The sequence below is a fragment of the Rhodococcus sp. MH15 genome, assembly GCF_019266045.1.
Classification (GTDB): domain Bacteria; phylum Actinomycetota; class Actinomycetes; order Mycobacteriales; family Mycobacteriaceae; genus Rhodococcus_F; species Rhodococcus_F qingshengii.
Window position 1 is genome coordinate 153,563 of sequence record NZ_LPNP01000058.1, and the last position, 22,098, is coordinate 175,660.

Annotated in this window: 21 protein-coding genes; 7 read left to right on the forward strand and 14 right to left on the reverse strand. The window is 63.3% G+C overall.

All coding sequences use genetic code 11. From position 1 onward, the window contains the following. Nucleotides 1–9 precede the first annotated feature (9 nt). From ATN37_RS04880 to ATN37_RS04905, 6 genes are all read right to left on the reverse strand, one after another. A complete protein-coding gene (locus ATN37_RS04880) occupies nucleotides 10–1,131 on the reverse strand; it encodes an MFS transporter (RefSeq protein WP_042923080.1) in 1,122 nt (373 codons plus the stop codon). 92 nt (nucleotides 1,132–1,223) lie between these two features. Then, a complete protein-coding gene (locus ATN37_RS04885; RefSeq protein WP_007732248.1) occupies nucleotides 1,224–1,373 on the reverse strand; it encodes a hypothetical protein in 150 nt (49 codons plus the stop codon). Beyond that, nucleotides 1,370–1,984, reverse strand: coding sequence for an imidazoleglycerol-phosphate dehydratase HisB (gene hisB / locus ATN37_RS04890; RefSeq protein ID WP_003942383.1), 615 nt, complete (start codon nucleotides 1,982–1,984; stop codon nucleotides 1,370–1,372). Before hisB ends, ATN37_RS04885 begins: the two co-directional genes overlap by 4 nt. Beyond that, nucleotides 1,981–3,123: a histidinol-phosphate transaminase gene (locus ATN37_RS04895; protein WP_030537067.1), complete on the reverse strand. Its 1,143-nt coding sequence runs from the start codon at nucleotides 3,121–3,123 to the stop codon at nucleotides 1,981–1,983. Before ATN37_RS04895 ends, hisB begins: the two co-directional genes overlap by 4 nt. Beyond that, nucleotides 3,120–4,442, reverse strand: a complete 1,323-nt coding sequence (gene hisD, locus ATN37_RS04900; protein ID WP_007732254.1) for a histidinol dehydrogenase — start codon at nucleotides 4,440–4,442, stop codon at nucleotides 3,120–3,122. Before hisD ends, ATN37_RS04895 begins: the two co-directional genes overlap by 4 nt. 153 nt (nucleotides 4,443–4,595) lie before the next feature. Then, entirely contained in the window at nucleotides 4,596–5,078 is a 483-nt protein-coding gene (locus ATN37_RS04905) for a hypothetical protein (protein WP_231915243.1), read from the reverse strand. A 117-nt stretch (nucleotides 5,079–5,195) separates the two neighbouring features. Here ATN37_RS04905 and ATN37_RS04910 point away from each other — a divergent pair, with 117 nt between their 5' ends. From ATN37_RS04910 to ATN37_RS04920, 3 genes are all read left to right on the forward strand, one after another. Continuing rightward, the gene (locus ATN37_RS04910) at nucleotides 5,196–8,465 is read left to right on the forward strand and encodes an arabinosyltransferase domain-containing protein (protein ID WP_371736612.1); all 3,270 of its coding nucleotides are present in this window, start codon (nucleotides 5,196–5,198) and stop codon (nucleotides 8,463–8,465) included. A gap of 140 nt (nucleotides 8,466–8,605) precedes the next feature. Then, complete coding sequence (locus tag ATN37_RS04915; protein WP_082920640.1) at nucleotides 8,606–9,859, forward strand: glycoside hydrolase family 1 protein; 1,254 nt, start codon at nucleotides 8,606–8,608, stop codon at nucleotides 9,857–9,859. Between the two features lie 46 nt (nucleotides 9,860–9,905). Then, complete coding sequence (locus ATN37_RS04920) at nucleotides 9,906–10,355, forward strand: hypothetical protein (RefSeq protein ID WP_007732260.1); 450 nt, start codon at nucleotides 9,906–9,908, stop codon at nucleotides 10,353–10,355. On the opposite strand, the gene ATN37_RS32905 is transcribed toward ATN37_RS04920, so the two are convergent. Then, nucleotides 10,333–11,136 carry a helix-turn-helix domain-containing protein gene (locus ATN37_RS32905; RefSeq protein WP_064444174.1) on the reverse strand — a complete coding sequence of 268 codons (804 nt, stop codon included), beginning with the start codon at nucleotides 11,134–11,136 and terminating at the stop codon, nucleotides 10,333–10,335. The two genes, ATN37_RS04920 and ATN37_RS32905, sit on opposite strands and share 23 nt — an antisense overlap. Before the next feature lie 92 nt (nucleotides 11,137–11,228). On the opposite strand from ATN37_RS32905, the gene ATN37_RS04930 reads away from it, so the two are divergent. Continuing rightward, nucleotides 11,229–12,032, forward strand: a complete 804-nt coding sequence (locus ATN37_RS04930; RefSeq protein WP_197492815.1) for a sulfite exporter TauE/SafE family protein — start codon at nucleotides 11,229–11,231, stop codon at nucleotides 12,030–12,032. Here ATN37_RS04930 and ATN37_RS04935 read toward each other — a convergent pair. Together ATN37_RS04935 and ATN37_RS04940 are read right to left on the reverse strand one after the other, a co-directional pair. Continuing rightward, on the reverse strand, nucleotides 12,029–12,634 hold the full coding sequence (locus ATN37_RS04935; RefSeq protein WP_030537073.1) for a dihydrofolate reductase family protein: 606 nt from the start codon (nucleotides 12,632–12,634) through the stop codon (nucleotides 12,029–12,031). The two genes, ATN37_RS04930 and ATN37_RS04935, sit on opposite strands and share 4 nt — an antisense overlap. Next, nucleotides 12,628–13,284 (reverse strand): nitroreductase family protein, encoded by a 657-nt coding sequence (locus ATN37_RS04940; RefSeq protein ID WP_003942413.1) that lies wholly within the window; start codon nucleotides 13,282–13,284, stop codon nucleotides 12,628–12,630. Before ATN37_RS04940 ends, ATN37_RS04935 begins: the two co-directional genes overlap by 7 nt. 110 nt (nucleotides 13,285–13,394) lie before the next feature. Between ATN37_RS04940 and ATN37_RS04945 the strand changes: the two genes are divergently transcribed. Further along, entirely contained in the window at nucleotides 13,395–14,024 is a 630-nt protein-coding gene (locus ATN37_RS04945) for a LysE family transporter (protein WP_037130153.1), read from the forward strand. A 21-nt stretch (nucleotides 14,025–14,045) separates the two neighbouring features. Here ATN37_RS04945 and ATN37_RS04950 read toward each other — a convergent pair whose 3' ends face one another. The 5 genes from ATN37_RS04950 to ATN37_RS04970 form a co-directional block, all read right to left on the reverse strand. Beyond that, nucleotides 14,046–14,717 (reverse strand): DUF1345 domain-containing protein, encoded by a 672-nt coding sequence (locus tag ATN37_RS04950; protein WP_030537075.1) that lies wholly within the window; start codon nucleotides 14,715–14,717, stop codon nucleotides 14,046–14,048. Nucleotides 14,718–14,770: 53 nt separating this feature from the next. Continuing rightward, the gene (locus ATN37_RS04955) at nucleotides 14,771–16,090 is read right to left on the reverse strand and encodes an alpha/beta fold hydrolase (protein WP_218694833.1); all 1,320 of its coding nucleotides are present in this window, start codon (nucleotides 16,088–16,090) and stop codon (nucleotides 14,771–14,773) included. Between the two features lie 20 nt (nucleotides 16,091–16,110). After that, the gene (locus ATN37_RS04960; RefSeq protein ID WP_007732273.1) at nucleotides 16,111–17,442 is read right to left on the reverse strand and encodes a cyclopropane-fatty-acyl-phospholipid synthase family protein; all 1,332 of its coding nucleotides are present in this window, start codon (nucleotides 17,440–17,442) and stop codon (nucleotides 16,111–16,113) included. A 127-nt stretch (nucleotides 17,443–17,569) separates the two neighbouring features. Next, complete coding sequence (locus ATN37_RS04965; protein ID WP_007732275.1) at nucleotides 17,570–19,126, reverse strand: aminotransferase class V-fold PLP-dependent enzyme; 1,557 nt, start codon at nucleotides 19,124–19,126, stop codon at nucleotides 17,570–17,572. 3 nt (nucleotides 19,127–19,129) lie between these two features. Next, a complete protein-coding gene (locus ATN37_RS04970) occupies nucleotides 19,130–20,521 on the reverse strand; it encodes an MFS transporter (RefSeq protein ID WP_174519496.1) in 1,392 nt (463 codons plus the stop codon). A 124-nt stretch (nucleotides 20,522–20,645) separates the two neighbouring features. Between ATN37_RS04970 and ATN37_RS04975 the strand changes: the two genes are divergently transcribed. Further along, nucleotides 20,646–21,299, forward strand: coding sequence for a GNAT family N-acetyltransferase (locus tag ATN37_RS04975; protein WP_180279627.1), 654 nt, complete (start codon nucleotides 20,646–20,648; stop codon nucleotides 21,297–21,299). Between the two features lie 95 nt (nucleotides 21,300–21,394). Further along, nucleotides 21,395–21,964, forward strand: coding sequence for a DUF5655 domain-containing protein (locus ATN37_RS04980; protein ID WP_218694835.1), 570 nt, complete (start codon nucleotides 21,395–21,397; stop codon nucleotides 21,962–21,964). The last annotated feature ends 134 nt before the right edge of the window (nucleotides 21,965–22,098 follow it).

Below are 22,098 nucleotides of genomic sequence, written 5' to 3' on the forward strand. Positions count from 1 at the left end.
GCCCCAACTCTATCGGGCAACCCTGCTGCCGATCACTTTGCCGCCTGCGGCCAGTGCCGGGAGCAGAGCGACAACGACCGCAGAGACCGCGAAGACCCACGCATAGCCGGCAGTCGTGGCCACGAATCCCAACGCCAGTGCACCGATTCCGGTGCCGGCGTCGTAGCCGATGTTCCAGATCGCGCTGGCGGATCCGAGTTGCCTCGGGCCGGCAGCCTGAAACGCCATGACCAAGGACTCGTTCTGCACCGCCCCGAACCCCAGCCCGAAAAGGACCGCCGCGCAGAACAAGACCGGCGTCGACCCGCCGTCGACGTTGATCGCGAACAGCACCAATCCGATGGTCGACGACGCCAATGCCGGCGCGAGTGTCCGACCACTGCCGAGACGATCGGCGATCAGTCCCGCCGAGTACCGGCCGACCAACATCGACCCACTGGCGGTCGCCAACACCACTCCAGCAACGGCCGCACGCTCCGAGATTGCGATCGGCAGTAGAGACGACAATCCGCCGAACGAGGCGGACACACACGCCAGAGCGAGCACCGGAACCAAGACGGCGAACACACTCAGTCGAACGGATTCCCCGGTCGGCTGGGCGAAGATCTTCGGCAACCCGGCAATGGCCACCAGCGCGAGCGCCGGGATCAGCGCACCGAGGACGAACACCGGTGTCGCCGACCACCGTTCCATGATCGCAAGCCCCAGCGGAAGCCCCGCCATTTGTGACGCTGCGATCGCGATTCCCTGAGCACCGGTGGCACGGCCCAGAATTCGTTTGGGCGCCAACTCCGCCACCAGTGCACTGCCGGCCACCGTCAGCATGCCGAAACCGATACCACGCACCGCGGAAACCGCCAGGACAGGGCCGGCGTCGGCCGAGATCAACAGCACCAACGACGGTGGACCGAGGAGCAGACACCCGACCGCCAGCACGCGCCGGTAGCCCTGCGTCCGCAACAACCGAGGCACGAGCAGTTGCGTCAAGACCGTGGCCGCCATGAAGACACCGGTCACCGATCCGGCAAGCGCATCCGATCCGCCGGACTGCGCAACCAGCAACGGCACCACCGGCAACAGCAACGACCAGCCACCGAAAGCTGCTGCCGCCATGATCAGGACACCGATCATGCCCGGTGTGCGAAGCAACCCCGGCGATGGAGCAGGATCTTGCGTCTCAGATACAGTCACTTTTCGCGTCTCAGACACAGTCACTTTTCGCGTCACAGACGCAGTGCGCCCGCTACCGCCGCCAGAACCGCCAACGCCAGAAGGATTCCCGACGCAAGCTTGTTGACCTTGAACATCGAGTAGGCGCCGCCCACGGCAATACCCGCGCCGATGAACAGTAAGTAGGTGAAGAGGACGCTCACAGTGTGCCCTTCGTCGACGGCACGCCGCTCACGCGCGGATCCGGCTCGACAGCCTCACGCAGAGCTCGCGCAACGGCCTTGTACTCGGCTTCGGTGATGTGATGCTGATCGCGGCCGTACAGAACCCGAACGTGCAGTGCGATACGTGCATTCAATGCGATCGACTCGAACACGTGGCGGTTGATCACCGCGTGATACGGAACGCCCGGGTACCCGCCGATGACAGAATGCACCATGTAGTCGGGCTCCCCGGTGTGCACGCAGTAAGGGCGACCGGAGACGTCGACCGACGCGTGCGCCAGCGTTTCGTCCATCGGGATGAAAGCGTCGCCGAAACGACGGATGCCCTTCTTGTCGCCGAGTGCCTGGCCGAGCGCCTGGCCGAAGACGATCGCGGTGTCCTCGACGGTGTGGTGAGCGTCGATCTCGACGTCGCCCTTCGCCTTGACGTCGAGATCGAAGCTGGCGTGAGTACCCAACGCGTTGAGCATGTGGTCGAAGAACGGAACGCCGGTGGAGACGTCGACGATGCCGGTCCCGTCCAGATTCAGTTCGACGACGATGCTTGATTCCCGAGTTGTTCGTTCGATCCGCGCGATGCGATCGCTCATGCCGTCTCTCCTGAATTCGTGTCGACCAGCTGGGTGCCTGCGATTTCGTCACTGGCCTTGATGAACGCGTCGTTCTCGGATTCGAGTCCCACGGTGGCCCGCAGATATCCGGGGATGCCGATGTCGCGGATGAGAACCCCGCGGTCGAGGTATTCCTTCCACGCCTGTGCACTGTCGGTGAACTGACCGAACAAGATGAAGTTCGCGTCACTGGGAATCACTCGGAAACCGTTGTCCGCCAGCGCCTTCGACACTCGATCGCGCTCGGCGGACAAGGCGTGCACACTGCCGAGGGTCTCGTCGGCGTGACGCAGGGCGGCACGTGCCGCCGCTTGCGTGACCACCGAGAGGTGATACGGCAAGCGCACCAACAACAGTGCGTCGATGAACGCGGGAGCGGCGGCGAGGTAGCCGAGTCGGCCACCGGCAAACGCGAAAGCCTTGCTCATGGTGCGGGTCACAACCAGCTTGGCCGGGAACTCGTCGATCAGCGTCATCGCGCTGGGGGCAGCGGAGAACTCCGCGTACGCCTCGTCGACGATCACGATGCCCGGCGCCACGTCGAGGATGCGTCGCAGTTCCGCAATGCCGACGCTGTGTCCGGTCGGGTTGTTGGGGCTGGTCACGAACACGACGTCGGGTCGACGTTCCGCAATCACGGTGACGGCAGCATCCACGTCGAGTGCGAAGTCGTCCCGACGGAAGACCTCGACCCACTCGGTATCGGTACCGTCGGCGATGATCGGGTGCATCGAGTACGAAGGCACAAAACCCATCGCGCTACGTCCCGGACCTGCGAACGCCTGAAGAAGTTGCTGCAGAATCTCGTTCGATCCGTTTGCCGCCCACAGATTGTCGACGGTGACCGGTACACCTGTCTGCTTCGCCAGGTACGCCGCCAGATCCGTCCGCAACGCCACAGCGTCACGGTCGGGGTAGCGGTGCAGTTCCTTCGCGGCTTCGCGCACGGATTCGGCCACATCGTCGATGAGCGCCTGGGTCGGCGGATGCGGGTTCTCGTTCGTGTTGAGCTGAACCGGAACCGTCAACTGCGGTGCGCCGTACGCCGACTTTCCACGCAGGTTCTCGCGAATCGGCAGGGCGTCGACCGAAATCGACTCTCCAGGAGCACTACTCATCGCAGAGCCTCGAATCGCAGACGCACAGCCTCGCCGTGAGCCGGCAGATCCTCCGCATTGGCCAGCGTGATGACATGTCCGGCAACGTCTTTCAGTGCAGACTCGGAGTAGTCGATCACGTGGATTCCACGAAGGAACGTCTGCACACTCAGACCGGAGGAGTGGCGTGCACACCCGGCCGTCGGCAGAACGTGGTTGGAGCCGGCGCAGTAGTCGCCGAGACTGACCGGCGCCCACGGGCCGACGAACACGGCACCAGCGCTGGTGACCTGAGCTGCCACCCCGGTTGCATCCTCGGTCTGGATCTCGAGGTGCTCTGCCGCATACGCATTGACGACGCGCAGACCAGCGGAAACATCAGAAACGAGCACCGTGCCCGACTGGCTGCCGGTCAGTGCCGTGGTGACGCGCTCGCGATGCTTGGTGATCTCGAGCTGCGCAGCCAGAGCCTTGTCGACCGCGTCGGCCAAGTCGACGCTGGTCGTGACAAGAACGCTGGCGGCCATCACGTCGTGCTCGGCCTGGCTGATGAGATCGGCGGCAACGTGGACCGGGTCAGCGGTGTGGTCGGCGAGGATCGCGATCTCGGTGGGACCGGCTTCCGCGTCGATGCCGACCAGTCCGCGGCACAGACGCTTGGCGGCAGTGACGTAGATGTTGCCGGGACCGGTGATGAGGTCGACCGGGACAAGCTCGGTTCCATCGGTGTCGGTTCCGCCGTAGGTAAGGAGGGCGACGCCCTGCCCGCCGCCGACGGCCCACACCTCGTCGACGCCGAGCATGGCTGCTGCGGCAAGGATGGTCGGGTGCGGCAATCCGCCGAAGTCGGCTTGGGGCGGCGAGGCGACAACAAGTGATCCGACGCCGGCCGTCTGAGCCGGCACGACGTTCATGACAACGCTGGACGGGTACACGGCATTGCCGCCGGGCACGTACAGCCCGACGCGCTCGACCGGAACCCAACGCTCGGTGACCGTGCCACCCGGAACGACCTCGGTGACGGTGTCCTTGCGACGCTGATCGGCGTGCACCTTGCGGGTGCGCTCGATCGCAACCTCGAGGGCTTCCTTGACTGCGGGGTCGAGTTCACGAAGTGCGCGCTCGAGCTCGGCCGCGGGTACACGAACCGAAGCCGGACGAACGCCGTCGAACTTCTCGCCGAATTCGAGAGCGGCTTCTGCCCCGCGATCACGGACGGCTTCGACCATCGGGCGAACCTGATGCAGTACCGCGTCCACATCCACTCCACCTCGGGGAAGCGCGGCGCGAAGTTCGGCCGTGGATGGGGTACGACCACGCAGGTCGGTGCGGGCAAGCATGAGAGTTCCTCTCGTACGCAAACGGGGTGCCTGTGCAAGCGGCAGCAAACCGGTCCGGCATCACAGGCCCTGAACAGCGCGCCTGAAACACAGAACTGATGTCAATTATCCAGGATAGGCGCACCCCGTTTTTCACCGGTCCACCTGCAACGCTCACTGCAGGTCCGGCGCCCGCCGCCGGGCGAGTTCGATCAGCTCGTCCCTTCGAGGTGTTGCCACCGAGATTTCACGGCCGTCATGCAGACGAAAGCGGACCCCGTCGCCGGGAGATGCGAGAATTACCCGCATACCTGGGCCGGTCATTCGATAACCGATTCCGGAGCCCATCCCGATATGTACTGCAGTGGCAGACACAACTTCGTCCCACCGAAATACCTGACGCAGCCCCGGAGACAGCGTGATCGACACTCGTTCGACGTCTGTGGTGATGATCACGCGCACCTTCCACATGTACGCGGCCAACCCGAAGGACAGGACCGCGGACAACACGGCGCCGACGTAGCCCGCCGAGTCGCGATCCACGATTGCCGCGAACCCGCAGACAATTACCAGGACAATTCCGAGGACGACGCACAATGCGACCGCCGACCGCCGCAGTAGTGGGCTCAGGGGAATGGACTCGTGAAATTCGCGCACAGCACCCCCGCCTCGATCGCCGACAACCCCACCCCGAGGAATGACACCGGGAACACGACCATCCCATTACTCGCGCTTTTATAACAAACACGTCACGCACAGCTAGGGTCCAAAGTCGTGACAGACAGTGACGTGGCCACGACCGCACCTCCGGCCTTGCCGACCCCTCAGCGATCCAGCGGACCGAACCGAGCACGGATCGTTGCGATTGTCGCATCGATCCTCGGCATAGTTTTGTGCGGATCAGTGCCGTTCCTGCCGATCGAGCAGGACACCGCCGCCGTCAACTGGCCGCAGGCCGGGTCGACGACAAGCGTCGAGGCGCCATTGGTCTCGTACACACCGTTGCGCATGGAGGCATCGATTCCGTGCGCGTCGATCAGTGAGTTGGCTGCCACCGGCGGAACGCTCGTCTCGACTGCTCCCCCGGGTGCCGCCGATGCGCGCCGCTACGGATTTGTTGCCACTGTCTCCCCCGAATCCTCCGACGCTCCCGCTCGGGTCGACGTTGTCCTACGCGATCGAGTGTTGCTCTCGACACCCGTCGCTGATCTGCCGAGTGGATGCGCACTCACGCTCGCCGCCGAACCGACCCGAACCACCTTCAGTGCCACCGGTTCCGAACCGCGCGTCATCGAGGGCGACAGCCGGCCACAGGTAGTCGGCGTCTTCAGCGACCTCGATTCGGCGGCAGCCGGTTTGAACGTCTCGATCGAGGCGGACTCTCGCTTCACGTCGAGCCCGTCGGTGATCAAGACTCTCGCCATGATTCTCGGGGCACTCACGGCTGTCGTGTCCCTCTTCGCGCTGCACCGCCTCGACAACCGCGACGGCCGGGGCACACGCAAATTTCTGCCCGCCCGATGGTGGAAGTTCACCGTCCTCGACGGGGTCGTCGTCGGAACTCTGGTGCTGTGGCACTTCATCGGCGCTACCACCACCGACGACGGCTACCAGTTCACGATGGCAAGAGCCTCCGAGCAATCGGGCTACATGTCCAACTACTTCCGGTGGTTCGCGGTCCCCGAAACCCCGTTCGGAACGCCGTATTACAACATCCTCGGACTCCTGGCCCACGTCAGCACCGCAAGCCCCTGGGTCCGTCTGCCTGCTCTGTTGGCAGGCATCATCACCTGGCTCGTCATCAGCCGGGAGGTTGCGCCTCGGCTGGGCGCCGCCATTCGCGGAAATCGACTCGCCCTCTGGACCGGCGCGCTTGTCTTCCTCGCTTTCTGGCTTCCGTTCAACAACGGACTGCGCCCCGAACCGATCGTTGCCCTCGGCGTGCTGCTGACCTGGTGCTCGATCGAACGCGCCGTCGCGACGAGACGACTTCTGCCGGTCGCAGTCGCGATCCTGATCGCCGGATTCACCTTGACTGCCGGCCCTTCCGGCCTCATCTGCTTTGCCGCACTCATCGCCGGAATACGCCCGATCATGCGCATCATCATCGAACGTGCGCGCACCACCGGTTACGTCGCGGCTGTCGGGCCACTGCTAGCTGCCGGACTCTCGATTCTCATCCCCGCGTTCGGCGATCAAAGTCTGGCCGCCGTCATCGAGATGCAACGCGTCCACTCGATCTCACCGAATCAGCCCTGGTTCGACGAGTACCTCCGCTATCAGTACCTCTTCAACATCTCCGTCGACGGTTCCCTGACTCGCAGATTCGGTGTGTTCGTCATGGTTCTGTGCCTTGGCGTCTGCACCGCGATGATGCTGCGCAAGGGGGGCCGTATTCCCGGTTTGGCCGCCGGCCCGTCACGCCGCGTCGTGGGGCTGACGATCGGCGCACTGCCACTGCTGATGTTCTCGCCGACCAAGTGGACGCACCACTTCGGAATCTTTGCCGGACTCACCGCCGTTCTGGCGATGATGACGGCCGTCGCCGTGGGAACAAAACTCCTGCGCTCGCCGCGCAATCGGGCCCTCTTCGCGGCGGCCGTCCTGTTCCTCCTCGCGGTGGCATTCACCGGCAGCAACAGCTACTACTACGTGTCCAGCTACAGCGTTCCGTGGTGGGACAAGCCTGTGTCCATCAGCGGACTCGGCGCGAGCACCGTCCTCCTCGGGCTGACGGTGCTGATGCTCGGCGTCGCCGCGTGGTACTTCTTCCGTGAGCCGTACACCGCGGGGAAGGAACCGTCCGCGAAGCACGCTCGACTGCTTGCCATCTCGCCACTGACGGTTGCCGCAGGTGCCATGGTCCTCTTCGAGGTGCTGTCCATGGCCAAGGGCGCGGTCACCCAGTACCCAGCCTATTCGGTGGGCCGTGCAAACGTCGACGCCGTTCTCGGCCAACACTGCGGACTCGCCAACGACGTTCTGCTCGAGACCGATCCGAACGCCTCGATGCTGACGCCCCTCTCGGGCAGCGTCGCCACAGGACTGTCCGCCGGTGGGGCTACGGGATTCGATCCGAATGGCGTCGCCTCCGACCTTCGAGCAGACAAGGAAGCCACGGCTACCGGCGGCGCGAACACCGTCGACACCTCCGAGGACACCGCCGGCAACTCGGCCGGAACCGGCGGTGGCGCCGGACAGACCGGAGTCAACGGCAGTTCGGTCGCGTTGCCGTTCGGTCTCGACCCGGCGACAACACCCGTCATGGGTAGTTACGGTCAGCCCTCCCCCGGCACTCTGACCAGTGACTGGTACCAACTCCCCGACGTGGGCGAGAACGCCACACGTGGCGACATCATCTCGATTGCCGCGGCTGGTCGTGTTCGGTCCGTCGACAAGGACGGAATCGTCACCTACGGCCAGAACGTCGAGGTCGAGTACGGCACAGCGCGTGGCGTCGACGATGCCGAAACAGACGCTGTCGAAACACTCGGAAAGATCGCGCCCCTCGACATCGGCCCGGCGCCGTCATGGCGGAACCTGCGTGTGCCGTTGGATCAGATTCCCGTCGAAGCCAACAGCATTCGACTGGTCGTCAGCGACTACGACAGCAAGCCCGACCAATGGGTGGCCGTCACCCCGCCGCGGGTTCCGAAGACCCAGAAGCTCAACGACGTCGTCGGTTCACAGGCGCCCGTCATGCTGGATTGGGCTGTCGGACTGGCATTCCCATGCCAACGCCCCTTCGATCATCGGGTCGGTGTCGCCGAGGTCCCCGAGTATCGGATCCTTCCCGACCATTCCGGCGCGCTCGTGACCAGTGCCTGGCAGGACCACTACGGTGGTGGACCGTTGGGGTGGATCGATCTGCTCCTGACCGCTCAGACCATTCCGTCGTATCTCGACAACGACTGGGCTCGCGACTGGGGTTCGATCGAGAAGTACACACCGATCGATCCGAGTGCAGTACCTGCCCAGGTCGACGAAACGACCGTTCAGCGCTCCGGGACGTGGAACCCGGGATCGATGACCATGGTTTTCTGAGCGGAATTTCTGAGCGGCTGGGTCACTGAGTGACACGGTCCTGCCGCGGGCGGATCGGACGAAACGCCTGCGACTGGACACTTGTATGACTTAGTCTCCCAGGCATGGGAGCCCTGTCACGGTCTATTGCGCCTGCGCTGATGGCACTGACGTGCCTGTTCGGGGTGCTGGCCCTTCCCGCTCACGCCTCGGCTGAGGTACCGGATGACTTCCTCTGGGGCGTTGCCACCTCCGGGTTCCAATCGGAAGGTTCGTCGCCGGACAGCAACTGGTCTCGATACTCCGATTCCGGACGAACCCACGACAAGATCGGTGACTCGGTCGACTTCCGTCATCGCTACGCCGAGGACATCGACCGGGCGGCCGATCTGGGATCGAAGGTTTTCCGATTCGGCGTCGAGTGGGCGCGAGTTCAGCCCGCCGCCGGGAGCTGGAACGAGACCGAATTCGCCTACTACGACGACGTGGTAGCTCACATCCGCGCGCGGGGCATGACTCCGATGATCACACTCGACCACTGGGTGTATCCGGGATGGGTTGTCGATCAAGGCGGCTGGACAAATCCGAAGACGGAAGCCGATTGGCTGGTCAACGCAGAGAAGGTAGTCGAGCGGTACTCCGGAATCGGGGCGCTCTGGATCACGATCAACGAGCCGACTGTGTACGTTCAGCGCGAATTGACCTACGGCGGAATCGCACTCACCCAGGCGCCGTCGATGTTCGACTCATTGGTCCGAGTCCACCGGGCGATCTACGACCGCATCCATGTTCTCGATCCCGGTGCCCGCGTAAGCAGTAATTTCTCCTTCATTCCCGGCGTGTCCGAGGCGATCGATTCGGTATTCACGGATCGAGTGCGCGACAAGCTCGACTTTCTCGGCATCGACTACTACTACGGTGTGGCCCTGAACAATCCGACTGCCGCGTACGCCGCACTCGACGAGTTCTACAACGTCACGCCGCAGCCCGAAGGCCTGTACGACGCATTGATGCGGTACTCGGGCAAGTATCCGGAACTCCCCCTCTACATCGTCGAGAACGGCATGCCCACCGACAACGGAGCGCCGCGCGCCGACGGATACACACGCGCGAATCACTTACGCGATCACATCTATTGGATGGAACGCGCCCGAGAAGACGGTGCCGACGTGATCGGCTACAACTACTGGTCCATCACCGACAACTACGAATGGGGTTCGTACCGACCTCGATTCGGCCTCTACACGGTCGATGTTCTCGGCGATCCCACTGCGGCCCGAATCCCGACCGACGGCGTCGACGCCTACCGCCGGATCATTCACGAGAACGGCGTCGGGGCCGACTACGTGCCCGTCATGGCCCCGGCTTTCTGCTCGCTCGTCGATCCTCCCCGCAGCTGTACGGCTACTCGATGAGGGCCGTTTTCCGAATTTCCTCCACTCCTCGTCGTTAGGATGTCCCATGCGAACACTGCGAAATATCGCCGGAACTGCCGCTGCCACCGCTGTCCTGATCCTGGTTGCCGGAGGCGCTGCGACGGCAGCCCCGAACCCGGCCGATTCACCCCGTGAGGCGCAAGCACGCGCCTACATCGACGCCCTCGTCTCCCATGACGTCTCCGATGTTCATTTCGCCCCGGATGCGACCCGCGTCGAAGCCGGACTCAAGACGGGGTTCTCCGGACCACAGATGTCCGCCGACCTCGAAAACGGCATCCAATACCGCGTTATCCAGGGCGTCCGAGACCTAGAGATGTCGGAGGCCGGGGACATCGTCTCGACCACCTACCTGCTGGACGCGGGAATCGGCGGCACTCGCCTCATGACCGTGGAGATTCGTGAAACCTTCGAAGTCCGTGACGGTCTCATCCACGACGTCGTCGCCGACATCATCCCGGTGTCTGTGTCGTGACGCGCGCCCGATAGCTACTGGGCGGTGCACCCGAGACTCGGGTGCACATCGCCGCGAAGGCAGCCGGCGTCGAGTATCCGAGTTCAGACGCAACGGCCGTCACACTGGCCCCGGCAGAAAGTTTCGGAAGCGCGTGAAGAATGCAGGCACGCTGCATCCACGACGACGCGCTCATCCCCGTTTCCGAGATCAGCAAGCGGTGCAGTGTCCGTTCACTGACGTGGAGTCGGTCGGCCCACCGCGTGGGCGAGTCATGGATCGACGGGGCTGCGAGATACTGCGCGCACAACGCCCGCAATCCCGGGTGCCGAGGCAGCGGGAGTTCCACAGGTAGGGGCGCAAGATCGCGAAGTTCGTGCAGGATCAGCTGAAATACCGCGGCGCTGCGTCCGTGTGCGGGTAAGTCGTCCTCCACATTCAGCTCGACATCCATGTCGACTGCAGCGACAAGTAACTCACGCAGGAGCGACGATACTGCGACGACTCGGCACCTGACCGGGAACCACGGCGCTGCGGACGGTTCGATGTAGAGGCTTCGCGTGCTGACGCCGTCCATTGTCACGGCATGAGCGACACCGGCGGGAATCATGACCGCATTGGACGGCAGAACAGTCCACTCACCGTCTTCGGTTTCGACGTTCATCGCACCGTTCACAGCGAAGAGAAACTGGGCTCGTCGATGTTCGTGGGCGGCCAGCACGTGACCGGGTGGGTAGTCGGTTCCGATTGCGAGAACACCGCGGGGTGAGTGATCGACGTCGTTGATCGAGATGTTGCGCACCGGAGGAACCTACCGAGTCCGTGTCTGATTGACAATGGAACCTGGCGAACCTTCGAATGTGCGCCAGCGGAGAAATCGCTACCGTTCATCGAGTGCTTCACTACGCCCTCATCCTTCTCGCTTTCGGCGCCTTGACCGGAGTCACCACCGTTCTGTTCGGATTCGGTGGCGGGTTTGTCACTGTCCCAGTCGTTTACGCTGCATCGACGCTGAGGCCGGACGTCATCGATCCGATGCATGTCGCCGTAGCATCCTCGGCGGCCGTGATGGTGGTCAATTCACTCGGTGCCACAGTCGCATTCAGGAAGTCAGGACGGCTTCGGACGGAGTACATCAGACCTCTGATCGGCCCCGTCGCACTCGGAGCCGGGCTCGGAGCGGTTGCGGCGGGCCACGTAGACGACGGCGTCGTCCGGATTCTGTTTGTGCTCTACCTGCTGGTGACAATCTTGGACAGTCTTCTGCGACAAGGGTTTCTGACACCATCTGAACCTCGCGAACATCTTGACCGTCACGGCGTCCGCGCTGTCGGGATAGGCATCGGTGCCGTCGCAAGTTTCCTCGGAGTCGGCGGGAGCGTCATGACGGTTCCGATGATGCGACGCCGCGGAGTTCCGATGGCCGACGCCGCCGCGAGCGCCAACCCGTTGAGCTTGCCTGTCGCCGTCGTCGCGACTGCGGTGTATGCGGTTTCATCAGGGCACAGTTCAGCCTCGGATCTGTCGGCGGGCAGAGTCGGCGCTGTCGACCTTCTGGCCGTCTGTGCACTACTCGCCGGTTCCCTACCGGCGATCGCGCTGAGCCGACGAATCGTCGGTGCCATACCGGACCGAGTCCATGCCGCCGCCTACATCGCTCTACTCGGCGTCGTCACGGCAGTGATGGTGATTGCTTAGCGAACGGCGTATCGCAGATAGATGACGCCGCCGTCGAAGGTTTTCTCCTCGAGCAGTTGCAGATCAAGCCGGCTTTCCGGGAGAGCTCGCAATCCGCCACCGATATTGACCGGACACAGGAACAGTCTGACTTCATCGACCAAACCCGCCGCGAAAGCACTAACCGCAACCGTCGGTCCACCGATCGAGATATCTTGTACCGCTTCACTCTCGAGCAAACGGATGAAGTCTTCATCGAAGCTCGGGACAATCCTGGTACGTGCGGTCGACACCTCGTTCAGCGTCGTGGAGTACACGATCTTGTCGATTCCACGCCAGATCTGAGCGAACTCGGCGGTCGCCGCCTCGATACCGGCAAACTCGCCCGGAGCCGAAGGTCCTCCTGCCACCGAAGAACGCTCGAGATCCTCGGACGCCATTGTTTCCCAGGGAATCATCGTCTCGTACATCCGGCGCCCGAGCAGGTACGTGCCGACTCCCCTCTCTAGCTCGTTGACGAACGCGTGGACCTGCGCGTCGGGAACCGCCCAGTCGAAGTTCCCCTGCTCATCGGCCACATACCCGTCGATCGAGCAGATCGCCGAGTAGATCAGGCTCACCATCGGTCCACGTGCAGCACGTTGTCGACCGGTTCACGGGCGGCGGGTTTGAACGTCTCGCCGGTGAAGTACGCCGTCGGGATGAGCGCAGCCTGATGGAATCCGGCCGGAATGCCCAGCAGCTCCGCAACTTCCGCTTCACGCTGCAAATGCAATGTCGTCCACGCCGTACCGAGCCCACGTGCCCGCGCGGCCAGCGCGTAACTCCACGCAGCCGGGAGTAGCGAACCCCACAGGCCGGCTTGGTTCCCCTCCGGCAGCGTCTTGCCCGCCTTGATACACGGAATGAGAAGGACCGGCACCTCACCCATGTGCTCACCGAGCCACGCGACGCTGGTGCCCACGCGTTGTTGAATCGGCGCGCGATCGGGATCATCGGCGAAGAGTTTTGCCGCCGAACCGTGAGAGGCAAGGTACTCGTCGGTGACTTCCTTGTAGATCTGCCCGACTGCTGCACGCAGTGCCGGATCGGTCACCACCATCCACTGCCAGCCCTGGCGATTCGAACCGGAGGGCGCTTGCAGGGCGATCTGGAGGCATTCCTTCACCAGGTCCAACGGCACGGGACGGGTCAGATCCAGACGCTTTCGAACGGTCCGCGTTGTGGTCAGCAATTCGTCGGGTGTCAGGTCGAGTACGGGATACGACGTCATCTCCCGATCATTGCACTGTCGCGAGCAGTGAGCAGGACTGTCCGTCTACACTTTTCTGATCCCGTGCGTGCTCGTTGTCGGGAGTATTTCCCGATCAAAGGACTTTCGACATGAGTTGGCACGTCTGGTTGGCGTTCTTCGGAGCAAGTTGGGTGATCAGCCTGTCGCCGGGGGCCGGCGCCATTGCGTCGATGTCGTCGGGACTTGCCTACGGCTTGCGACGCGGATACTGGAACATCTTCGGGCTGCAGTTGGGATTGTTGCTGCAGATCGGAATTGTCGCGGCGGGGGTCGGTGCAATTCTCGCCAGTTCGACCGTGGCCTTTTCCTTGATCAAGTGGTTCGGTGTCGCATACCTCGTCTACCTGGGGATCAGGCAGTGGCGATCGGCGCCCACCGAGGTGGAGACCGACGAGGCAGCCGCGAGCAGCTCCGGTCCGATGATGATGCTTCGCGGATTTCTCGTGAACGCGAGCAATCCGAAGGCCGTCGTTTTCATGCTCGCAGTGCTCCCGCAGTTCCTGGACCCGTCGGCGCCGCTGCTGCCGCAGTATCTGATCATCGCCGCCACGATGTGCGCAGTCGACGTGATCGTGATGACCGGATACACCGGCCTGGCCGCCCGGGTACTCACCTTGATGCGCTCCCCCAAACAGCAGCGAACCACCAATCGAGTGTTCGCCGGTCTGTTCTTCGGAGCCGCCGGCTTCCTCTCGAGCATCGGGCGTGCAGCGGCTTGATCGGTAACACGGCTCGAGAGATCACAGGCCCGCAATCAAGTTGACGACGGACGCCACGATCACCGAACCGAACAGGTACGACAGCAATGCGTGGCCGAGTGCCATCGCGCGCATGTCCGACGACTTCAAGTTGGTGTCGGAAATCGCGAAGCTCATCCCGACCGTGTACGCCACGTAGGCGAAATCGCTGTACCTCGGCGGTTCTTCCTGATTGAAATCGATTCCGCCGTCGGGGCCGGAGTAGTACAGCCGTGCATATCCGAGGGCGAAGAGCGTGTGTACCGCCAGCCACGAGATCACGACGCTGCCGACTGCAACCGATGCCGCCACTACTTGGTAGTGATGTCCGTCGGGTGCCGCCAGGAGCAGGAACGCGATACCGACCAGGCTCGCGACGGCGGCACCGAGAATCAGCAGGTGCGCGACGTTTCGGGCCGGCTCTTCGCGCGTTGCGTGGCTTGCGGTGAGCGTCGCGTCGAAGGGCCAGACCAGAATCCACGTCCACACCGTGAACACCATCGCCGCCACATCCCAGCCGATCAGAAACGCGAATCGGGGGTAGCCGACCAACGCCGTGACGACACCGGCGGCCACACCGAGCAGCAGACCCGTCGACACTCTCAGCGCCGGCCCGGCACCCAGGGCGCTCCGTGGAACCGGGTTGATCGGAAGGTCGTGCGGTCGATCGTTCACGGGCTCAGTCAACCACTGTTAGAAGTGAGACGGTGGTTACGTGACACGGCGACTCAGGCGTTGCACGCACCGACTATCGGCTTGCCGTTGAATCTGTCCAGCACATACTGCAATCCGACGCCGAAATCCGCTACGGCCGGCGCGAGGTGGTTGTTGCCGCTCCCCGGATTCACCGCAGGCAGGGTGTCGGTGAACAACGTCGCCTCGGCCCCGCGCGCGCACCAGTCCTGAACCAGGCGCCGGGTTTGCTCGTACGGGATGAAATCGTCGTTGAGCGCTCCGTTGACCAGAATCGGCGAGGCCGGGGTTCGCCACCCGATGCGTTGTTCCTCGATCACCTTTTGGATCTCCGGTACCGATTCCACCACGTCGGCGAGTGGTCGTCCGTCTGTGGTCCACGACGCCGTCGACTGCTTCCCGTACTTGGTTCGGGAATCGATGAGGCATTGCCCGGCGACGTCGGCGAGCACGGACCGGCCGTAGTCGTTGAGTCGAGATTCGATTGGCTCTCGGGCGGCAGGATAGCGGTCGAGGACGCCGTTGATCGTGTAACCGATCGCGGCCATCAGGCCGGTACCGTCGATATGACGCAGAACGCTTGCCAGGTCTGCCGGGGGCGCGCTCGCGTAACTCCCGACCAGATTCAACTCAGGCGCGTATTCGGGTGCCAGTTCGGTTGCAGCGGCAGTGGTGCCGCCGCCCTGCGAATGGCCCCACAGCGCTATCGGATCGTCCTCTCCTGCCTGCGCGAGGGCTCGGGCAGCGCGTGCACCGTCCAACATCGCATGGGCTTCCTCGGCGCGATTGACGTAGGTATGGACGCCGGGTGTTCCGAGTCCGATGTAGTCGGTGACGAATACACGAACGCCCTGGGCGAGGAAAGCGAAAGCAAAAGCTGACTCGTAGTTGACACCGACACTGTCCACACCGGCACCGTAGTTCGACGGATTCCCGGGTTCCGCCAGGCGGAGCTGACCGGCAGTGGGAAACATCCTCGACGGCGCGCACTGATCACCTTGGCCCTGCGTACCCGGACCGATCACCACTGTCGGGCGGGGGCCCGCTCCTGACCACGGGGCAGCCGGCTCCAGGTACGAGCCCGACACAGCAACCTTGGATCCGTGGGTGTCGGTACTCGAATACAGGATCCGGGTCCCCACACCAGGCACTCCGCCGACGGCACCGGCCAGAGCCAGCGGTTCCGTCCGAATCACCGAACCCGGATCACCGACGTCGCCCGGAATCGCATCGTAGAAATCGTTCACAGGTTCGGCGTTCGACATCGGTGTGAACAGCAGCGAGGTCGGCAACAGCGCTGATACCGCAACGGCCGAAATCTTCAGTGCCGCGAGGACAACCTTCCGGGTGCTCATGGAAATCCAACGTATAGGCCTCAGTCGACGCGCGGACCGGTTTCGATCTGCGGGACTTCAATCGATCGATACCAACTGTCACGCGAGCGGGCCATGCCGCTGGCCCCCCGATCCCCTGGTTTCACGGCCAGAACCTGATGAATCGTAAGCCTGTGCGGCTCCTCGAAACCCAGGGCACTGGCAGCGAGATACAGCAACCAGGTACGCACCCGGGGAGCACCGACCTGTAAGACCGATGCGTCCCAGTTCTCGCGAAGGTTCTGCACCCATGCGCGCAGTGTCAGTGCGTAATGCTCGCGCAACGCTTCGCTGTCACGCGTCTCGAAACCCGAAAGTTCCAGCGCATCAATGGTTTTACTCAACGGAAGGATCTCACCGTCCGGGAAGATGTACCTGTCGATGAAGCTGGGACCGTCATCGACGTTGTCCGACAACGACTTCACCGCGGCGATGGCATGATTGAGCAGACGACCCCGCGGCACGAGCAGGTCGTAGAGTTTTGCCGTGTACACCGGCAAATTGACCAGGCCCACGTGCTCGGACATGCCGATGCTCGAAATCGCGTCGTAAGGGCCGTCGTCGACGTCGCGGTAGTCCTGCACCCGAATCTCGATGCGATCGGTCAAACCCGCGTCGGCAACTCGCCCCTTGGCGTATTCGACCTGCTCGTTGCTCAGCGAGACTCCGACGACGTCGACGCCGTAGTTCTGGGCGGCGTGTAATGCCATCGATCCCCAACCGCAGCCGACGTCGAGCAGTCGCATTCCCGGCTTCAGATCGAGCTTGCGGCAAATCAAGTCCAGCTTCGCGTACTGAGCAGCTTCGAGGGATTCGACACCTTCCGGCCAGTATCCGCACGAATAAACCATGCTCGGCCCGAGGAACAGTTCGTAGAAGCGATTCCCGACGTCGTAGTGATGGGAGACAGTCGCCGAATCGCGTGATCTACTGTGCCGCTTGCCTCGCTTACTACGCATCTCGATCGCCGGGGGTGACGGTGGTGGACCCACCGCTCCCAAGCCGGCGAAAGTACCGGCGGCGCGAACAATCGAGCGCAGCGGCAACGTCGACAAACGATTCTCACCGAGCCGCGTGACCAGTTCCGGGACGTCGAGGAGCGCGAAGATATCGCCGTCTACGTCCAGATCGCCGGAAACGTACGCCCTCGCCAGCCCTAATTCGTTGGGAGAGTAGAGGACCCGCCGTAGGGCACGCCGATTCCGGAAGTGAACCTGCGCAGCGGCGTCCGGTGGCCCTGCCTCCGAACCGTCCCAACATCGCACGCGAACCGGAAGCGGAACCCCGATCACTTCCTCGAACACCGTCAAAATCTTGGCCGCGGCACCAGTCACTGATCAACCCTCCGACAAAAGATGGTTAGCCGATGACAGAAAACTTACGCCCGATTCGCGAATCTTTCGCGCCATTTGTCCGAGTTTTGGACAGTGTTCATCGCGGTTTCGGTATTCATCGCCGAGTTCAGGGCTCCACCATTCCGGCGAGGAATTCCACCAGCAGTCTCTTCGTGACCTCACGTGGCAGCGATTCCACTGCCGCGAGGACGGCCGCCATGTCCAAGGGAGAATCGGAAGAGCCCCGAGGATCCAGCCCCGCCGACGTCAACGCTGCCGCGACGGCGTCACTGGGCAACGCAAGAACATCGGCGACGGTGACATCGCCACGTTCGAATGCTCCGGCCAACTCTGCCAGGGCCGGCGGCGCCTCGGCTGCCGCCGAGCCGCGAACGTCGTCGGCACCGAGGACGAGTGCGCTGGTCAACTCGCCGAGCACAGATTCCGTCACCGGGGTGACGGTGAGGTGGGTTGTTCGAGGCAACGTCGTCCCGTCAGGTTGCGTCGACGCCGGCTGCCCTTGAAGGACGAAGCCGCGAGCACCGACAGCGCTCACCCAGCGATGCGGATCCACTCGCCGTTCGAGCGGCACGGAATCGTCGGTAGCGACCGCGAACAGTGGTCCCACCGGCGAGCCCACGACGCGAAGACCTTCGATTGCCTCGACCGTGCCGATCAGTGCACGAGTGGCCCGCTGCGCCCGGGACACCAATTCGGCGTACCCGGATTGCCCGAGGACTTGCGAAATCGCCCAAGCACCGGCAAGAGCAGCAACGGATTTGGAACCGAGAAGCGTGGGATTGACCACCGGGTACCCCGGCCAGTCCGTGAGTCCGAAATACTGCTTGCGATGCAGATCTCGCCCTCGGTGCAGCAGGACCGAAACGCCTTTGGGCGAGTATCCGTACTTGTGGAAGTCGACGGACATGCTGGTGACCCCGGGCACCCGGAAATCCCAGGGTGGCAGATCACCCCACCACGGCAACGCAAGCCCACCGATGCAGGCGTCGACATGCAGTGGAATCGAATGTGCACGAGCAACTTCCGCGACATCGGCGATCGGGTCGAGCGCCGCGAACGGGTAGCTGGGCGCGGAGACGACGATCAAGACCGTGTCTTTCCGAACTGCCGTCGCAATATCTTGTGCGCCGACGCGCCCCGACGTGGGATCTACTGGTACCAGGATCAGTTCCAGTCCGAGCAGGTGAGCTGCCTTGTGGAAAGCGGCATGCGCGGTGGTCGGAAGAACCAGCGAACCCTCACCCGGCGGGAGCCCACGGAAGTCGCGAGCTGCCTTGACGGCCAACACACAACTCTCCGTTCCGCCGCTGGTGACATTGCCGACGACTACGCCTCCGGCGTCTGTATCTGAGGCTGGGTCTGAAGCTCCATGGAGGAACTCGCGTGCGAACGCAACCAACTCACGCTCCATCACCGCGGTGGACGGGAACACCGTCGGGTCGAGACCGTTGACCGGCTGAACCAATCGAGCTGCGTCCGCTGCCAACTCGTCGAGCGCTGCGAGGCCGCTGTCGTACACGTACGACAGAACCCGGCCTCCGTGCGTCGGAGCGTCCTGCTCGCGAAGCGAACGCAACCGACTCAAGATGTCGGCCGCCCTCTTCTCGAGGTTTGCGCTCTCGACGATCTTGCCCTGAAGTTCCTCGGCCCGAGTGGAACTCATCGTTCACCTTTCGTTCTCGTGAGTGGATTCTTGTTCGGTGCGGTAATTCCGCAATACGACCAGGCTGATCGCAACCAGGATCGCCGGCACGACCGAGAAGCCGAGGGCAATTCCGGTCAGCGCCGATTCCGGTTGCACGACAGTCTCGCCCGCAGTTTTCGAAACGAAGCCGGTCACCGCGAGTACACCCAAGAACACCGCGGGTCCCAGGGCAAGGCCTGCGGTTTCCGCGGCGGTCCAGATACCACTGAGCGAACCACCGCGTTGGCGCCCACCGATTCGCGCGTCGTCCTCGATGACGTCCGGAAGCATCGCCAGCGGGAACACCTGCATGCCGGCGTAGCCGACGCCGGCAAGCGCGACGGCACCGTAGATCCACGAACCCGCGTCGACAGCCGCAAGCGTCAACAACGCCGTGGCGACGACGAACAGAACCGAAGACACCACGTAACCGCGAAGCTTTCCGTACCGATGCGAGAACCGGTACCACAGCGGCATGACGACGAGAGCTGGTCCGACGAGTGCAACGAACAGACCGGTGAGCGCACCTTCGTTGCCCATCACATAGCTCGCCAGATATTGCGCACCCGCCAACATCACGGCGGTGGCAAGAGCTTGGAGCACGAAGACGCTGACCAGCAATCGGAACGCGCGGGTACGTCGTATCGCGTCGAACCCGTCCCGGTACTGCGAGAGCAACGAGCCGACCGGCGCGTCCGCGTGAGTCACCGTGTGGCGCGCGGCTCCGCGAACTGCCCAGATCATTGCCCCGCACATCAGCGCCGACACCCCGATCGCCATGACCAGATAACCGCGTGCTCCGCCCCCGGCAGCGTCGCGTAGCTCGGGTCCGCCGGCGCCGATGACCAGAATTGTCAGGGCCAACACCGCAATTCGAACCGATACCAACCGGGTGCGCTCGTGGTAATCGCCGGTCAACTCGGTCGGCAACGCGATGTACGGCACCTGAAAGAGGCTGTAGGCACTCGCCGCGAGCAGGAAGAAGACGAGCACCCACATCGCCCCGACTCCGGGGCCGGCCGACACCGGGGCCGAGAACGTGAGAATGAAGAGCAACGGCAGTCCCAGAGCGCCTGCGAGCATGAGTGGCACTCGCGTACCAGTTCGATGAGAGCTTCGGTCGCTGATCGACCCGATCAGCGGATCGATCAGGACGTCGGCGATTTTCGGGACAATGACCACAAGCGACGCGAGCGCCGCGGCAACGCCGAGCGTGTCGGTCAGGTAGTACGCCAGTACCAGACCTGGCAGAACACCGAATCCACCCGTACCGACACTTCCCGCTGCGTATCCGGCCACCACACCACGCGAAAGCCTGTCAGGCGATCTACCTTCACGAAGACGTACCGGTTTGTCTGTAGTCACCGTCCACACACTAATGTCACGACTCCGTACCGCGAGGGCAAAAGAATCCCGATGACCAGAAGTCGCTCACTCGGACGTGCCTGGCATGCCAGACTGTGACCCGATTCGCACACGAAACGAAGGTCTGAAGACGATGGTTGACCCACTGCGAGAGATCTGGCCTCCGTACGGAGTCACGATCACGTGTGGGCCCATCACCTTGCTCCCTGTGCGCGACGATCATTTCCCCGAACTCACTGCGCTGGTCCGAGCCGGCATTCACCCTGCCGAACAGATGCCGTTTCTCGTCCCCTGGACGGTGGGCACTCCCGACGAAGTGTCGCGAAGATTCATCCAATACCACTGGTCGGTCCGCGGAGCGATGACCATGACCGACTGGAAATTCGAAACAGCCATTGTCGTCGACGGAGAAATCGTCGGCTGCCAGGCGTTCGCCGCGACGGACTTTCCTACCAGTCGTACCGGTGAAACCGGCTCGTGGATCGGACGCGGGTTCCAAGGCCGGGGTGTCGGCACTCTCGCCCGACAGGCAATCTGCGCATTCGCATTCGACTCTTTGGGTGCACGAAGCGTCGTGTCGTCGGCATTCACGGACAACCCCGCCTCGATCACGGTGTCCACCAAAGTCGGGTACCGCGCAGACGGCACAGTAGAGGAGTTGGCTGCCGACGGTCGCATGACCGTGCGTCGTCTCTTCACCCTCAGCCGCGAAGATTTTGTCGCACCGCCGTATCCCGTCGAAGTGACCGGCGTGCGCGCGTTCAAGACGATGCTCGGCATCGACTGAGCGAGCTACCCGTGCACCGTGAGAACCGAGAGAGCAGCGACAACCGGAAGACCAGCGACAACCGGTAGAACAGCGACAACCGGTAGAACAGACACATGGAACCCTCCGACATGATGGCCGCAGTCACCTCGTCCATGCGCGACCGTACCGGGCGCACCCTCGAAGAATGGGTTGAGGCCGTACGGACGTCCGGGGTCGACCCGCTCGATCAGAACGAAGTGCGCAAGTGGCTGAAAGCAGAGCACGGTGTGCCGCAGAATTCGCAGTGGGCAATTGCATTCGAGACTGCCGAACAGTCCGGATGGGTGGAGCCGACCGTCGAGCAATACATCGACCAGCAGTACAGCGGCCCGAAGGCGGCACTGCGGCCGATCTTCGATGCAGCCCGACGTCTGATCGAAGAACTCGGAACCGATGTTCGGGTCGAAGGCCGCGGAACCTACACACCCTTCGTTCGCGCTCGCCAATTCGCCGCCATCGCAGCGGCCACCAAGGCCCGAGTCGACCTCGGACTACGTTTTGTCGAGGCCCCCGAATCCGAACTTCTTGTGCCGGCCAAGGCTCCCGGGCAGTCGACCCACAAGATCGGGCTCACCAGCACCGCAGACGTGAACGACGAAGTCGGATCGCTGACAGCGATCGCGTATCAACAGAACGGCCGGTAGGTCACCCACTCACCGCCACGCAAACGCACCTGCAGGCTGCACGAAAGTCCCTGTCCTCCTTGTCGGAGAACAGGGACTTTCTTCACCGCGGGGGAAGGTCGCTGCGACGTGTCAGCTCAGGCCGAAGAGCGCGC

Coding starts and splice junctions, on each gene's coding strand:
- ATN37_RS04880 (WP_042923080.1), bottom strand. CDS start 1,131: ATGATCGGTGTCCTGATCATGGCGGCAGCAGCTTTCGGTGGCTGGTCG.
- hisB (WP_003942383.1), bottom strand. CDS start 1,984: ATGAGCGATCGCATCGCGCGGATCGAACGAACAACTCGGGAATCAAGC.
- ATN37_RS04895 (WP_030537067.1), bottom strand. CDS start 3,123: ATGAGTAGTGCTCCTGGAGAGTCGATTTCGGTCGACGCCCTGCCGATT.
- hisD (WP_007732254.1), bottom strand. CDS start 4,442: ATGCTTGCCCGCACCGACCTGCGTGGTCGTACCCCATCCACGGCCGAA.
- ATN37_RS04915 (WP_082920640.1), top strand. CDS start 8,606: ATGGCACTGACGTGCCTGTTCGGGGTGCTGGCCCTTCCCGCTCACGCC.
- ATN37_RS04920 (WP_007732260.1), top strand. CDS start 9,906: ATGCGAACACTGCGAAATATCGCCGGAACTGCCGCTGCCACCGCTGTC.
- ATN37_RS04935 (WP_030537073.1), bottom strand. CDS start 12,634: ATGGTGAGCCTGATCTACTCGGCGATCTGCTCGATCGACGGGTATGTG.
- ATN37_RS04940 (WP_003942413.1), bottom strand. CDS start 13,284: ATGACGTCGTATCCCGTACTCGACCTGACACCCGACGAATTGCTGACC.
- ATN37_RS04945 (WP_037130153.1), top strand. CDS start 13,395: ATGAGTTGGCACGTCTGGTTGGCGTTCTTCGGAGCAAGTTGGGTGATC.
- ATN37_RS04955 (WP_218694833.1), bottom strand. CDS start 16,090: ATGAGCACCCGGAAGGTTGTCCTCGCGGCACTGAAGATTTCGGCCGTT.
- ATN37_RS04965 (WP_007732275.1), bottom strand. CDS start 19,126: ATGAGTTCCACTCGGGCCGAGGAACTTCAGGGCAAGATCGTCGAGAGC.
- ATN37_RS04975 (WP_180279627.1), top strand. CDS start 20,646: ATGGTTGACCCACTGCGAGAGATCTGGCCTCCGTACGGAGTCACGATC.
- ATN37_RS04980 (WP_218694835.1), top strand. CDS start 21,395: ATGGAACCCTCCGACATGATGGCCGCAGTCACCTCGTCCATGCGCGAC.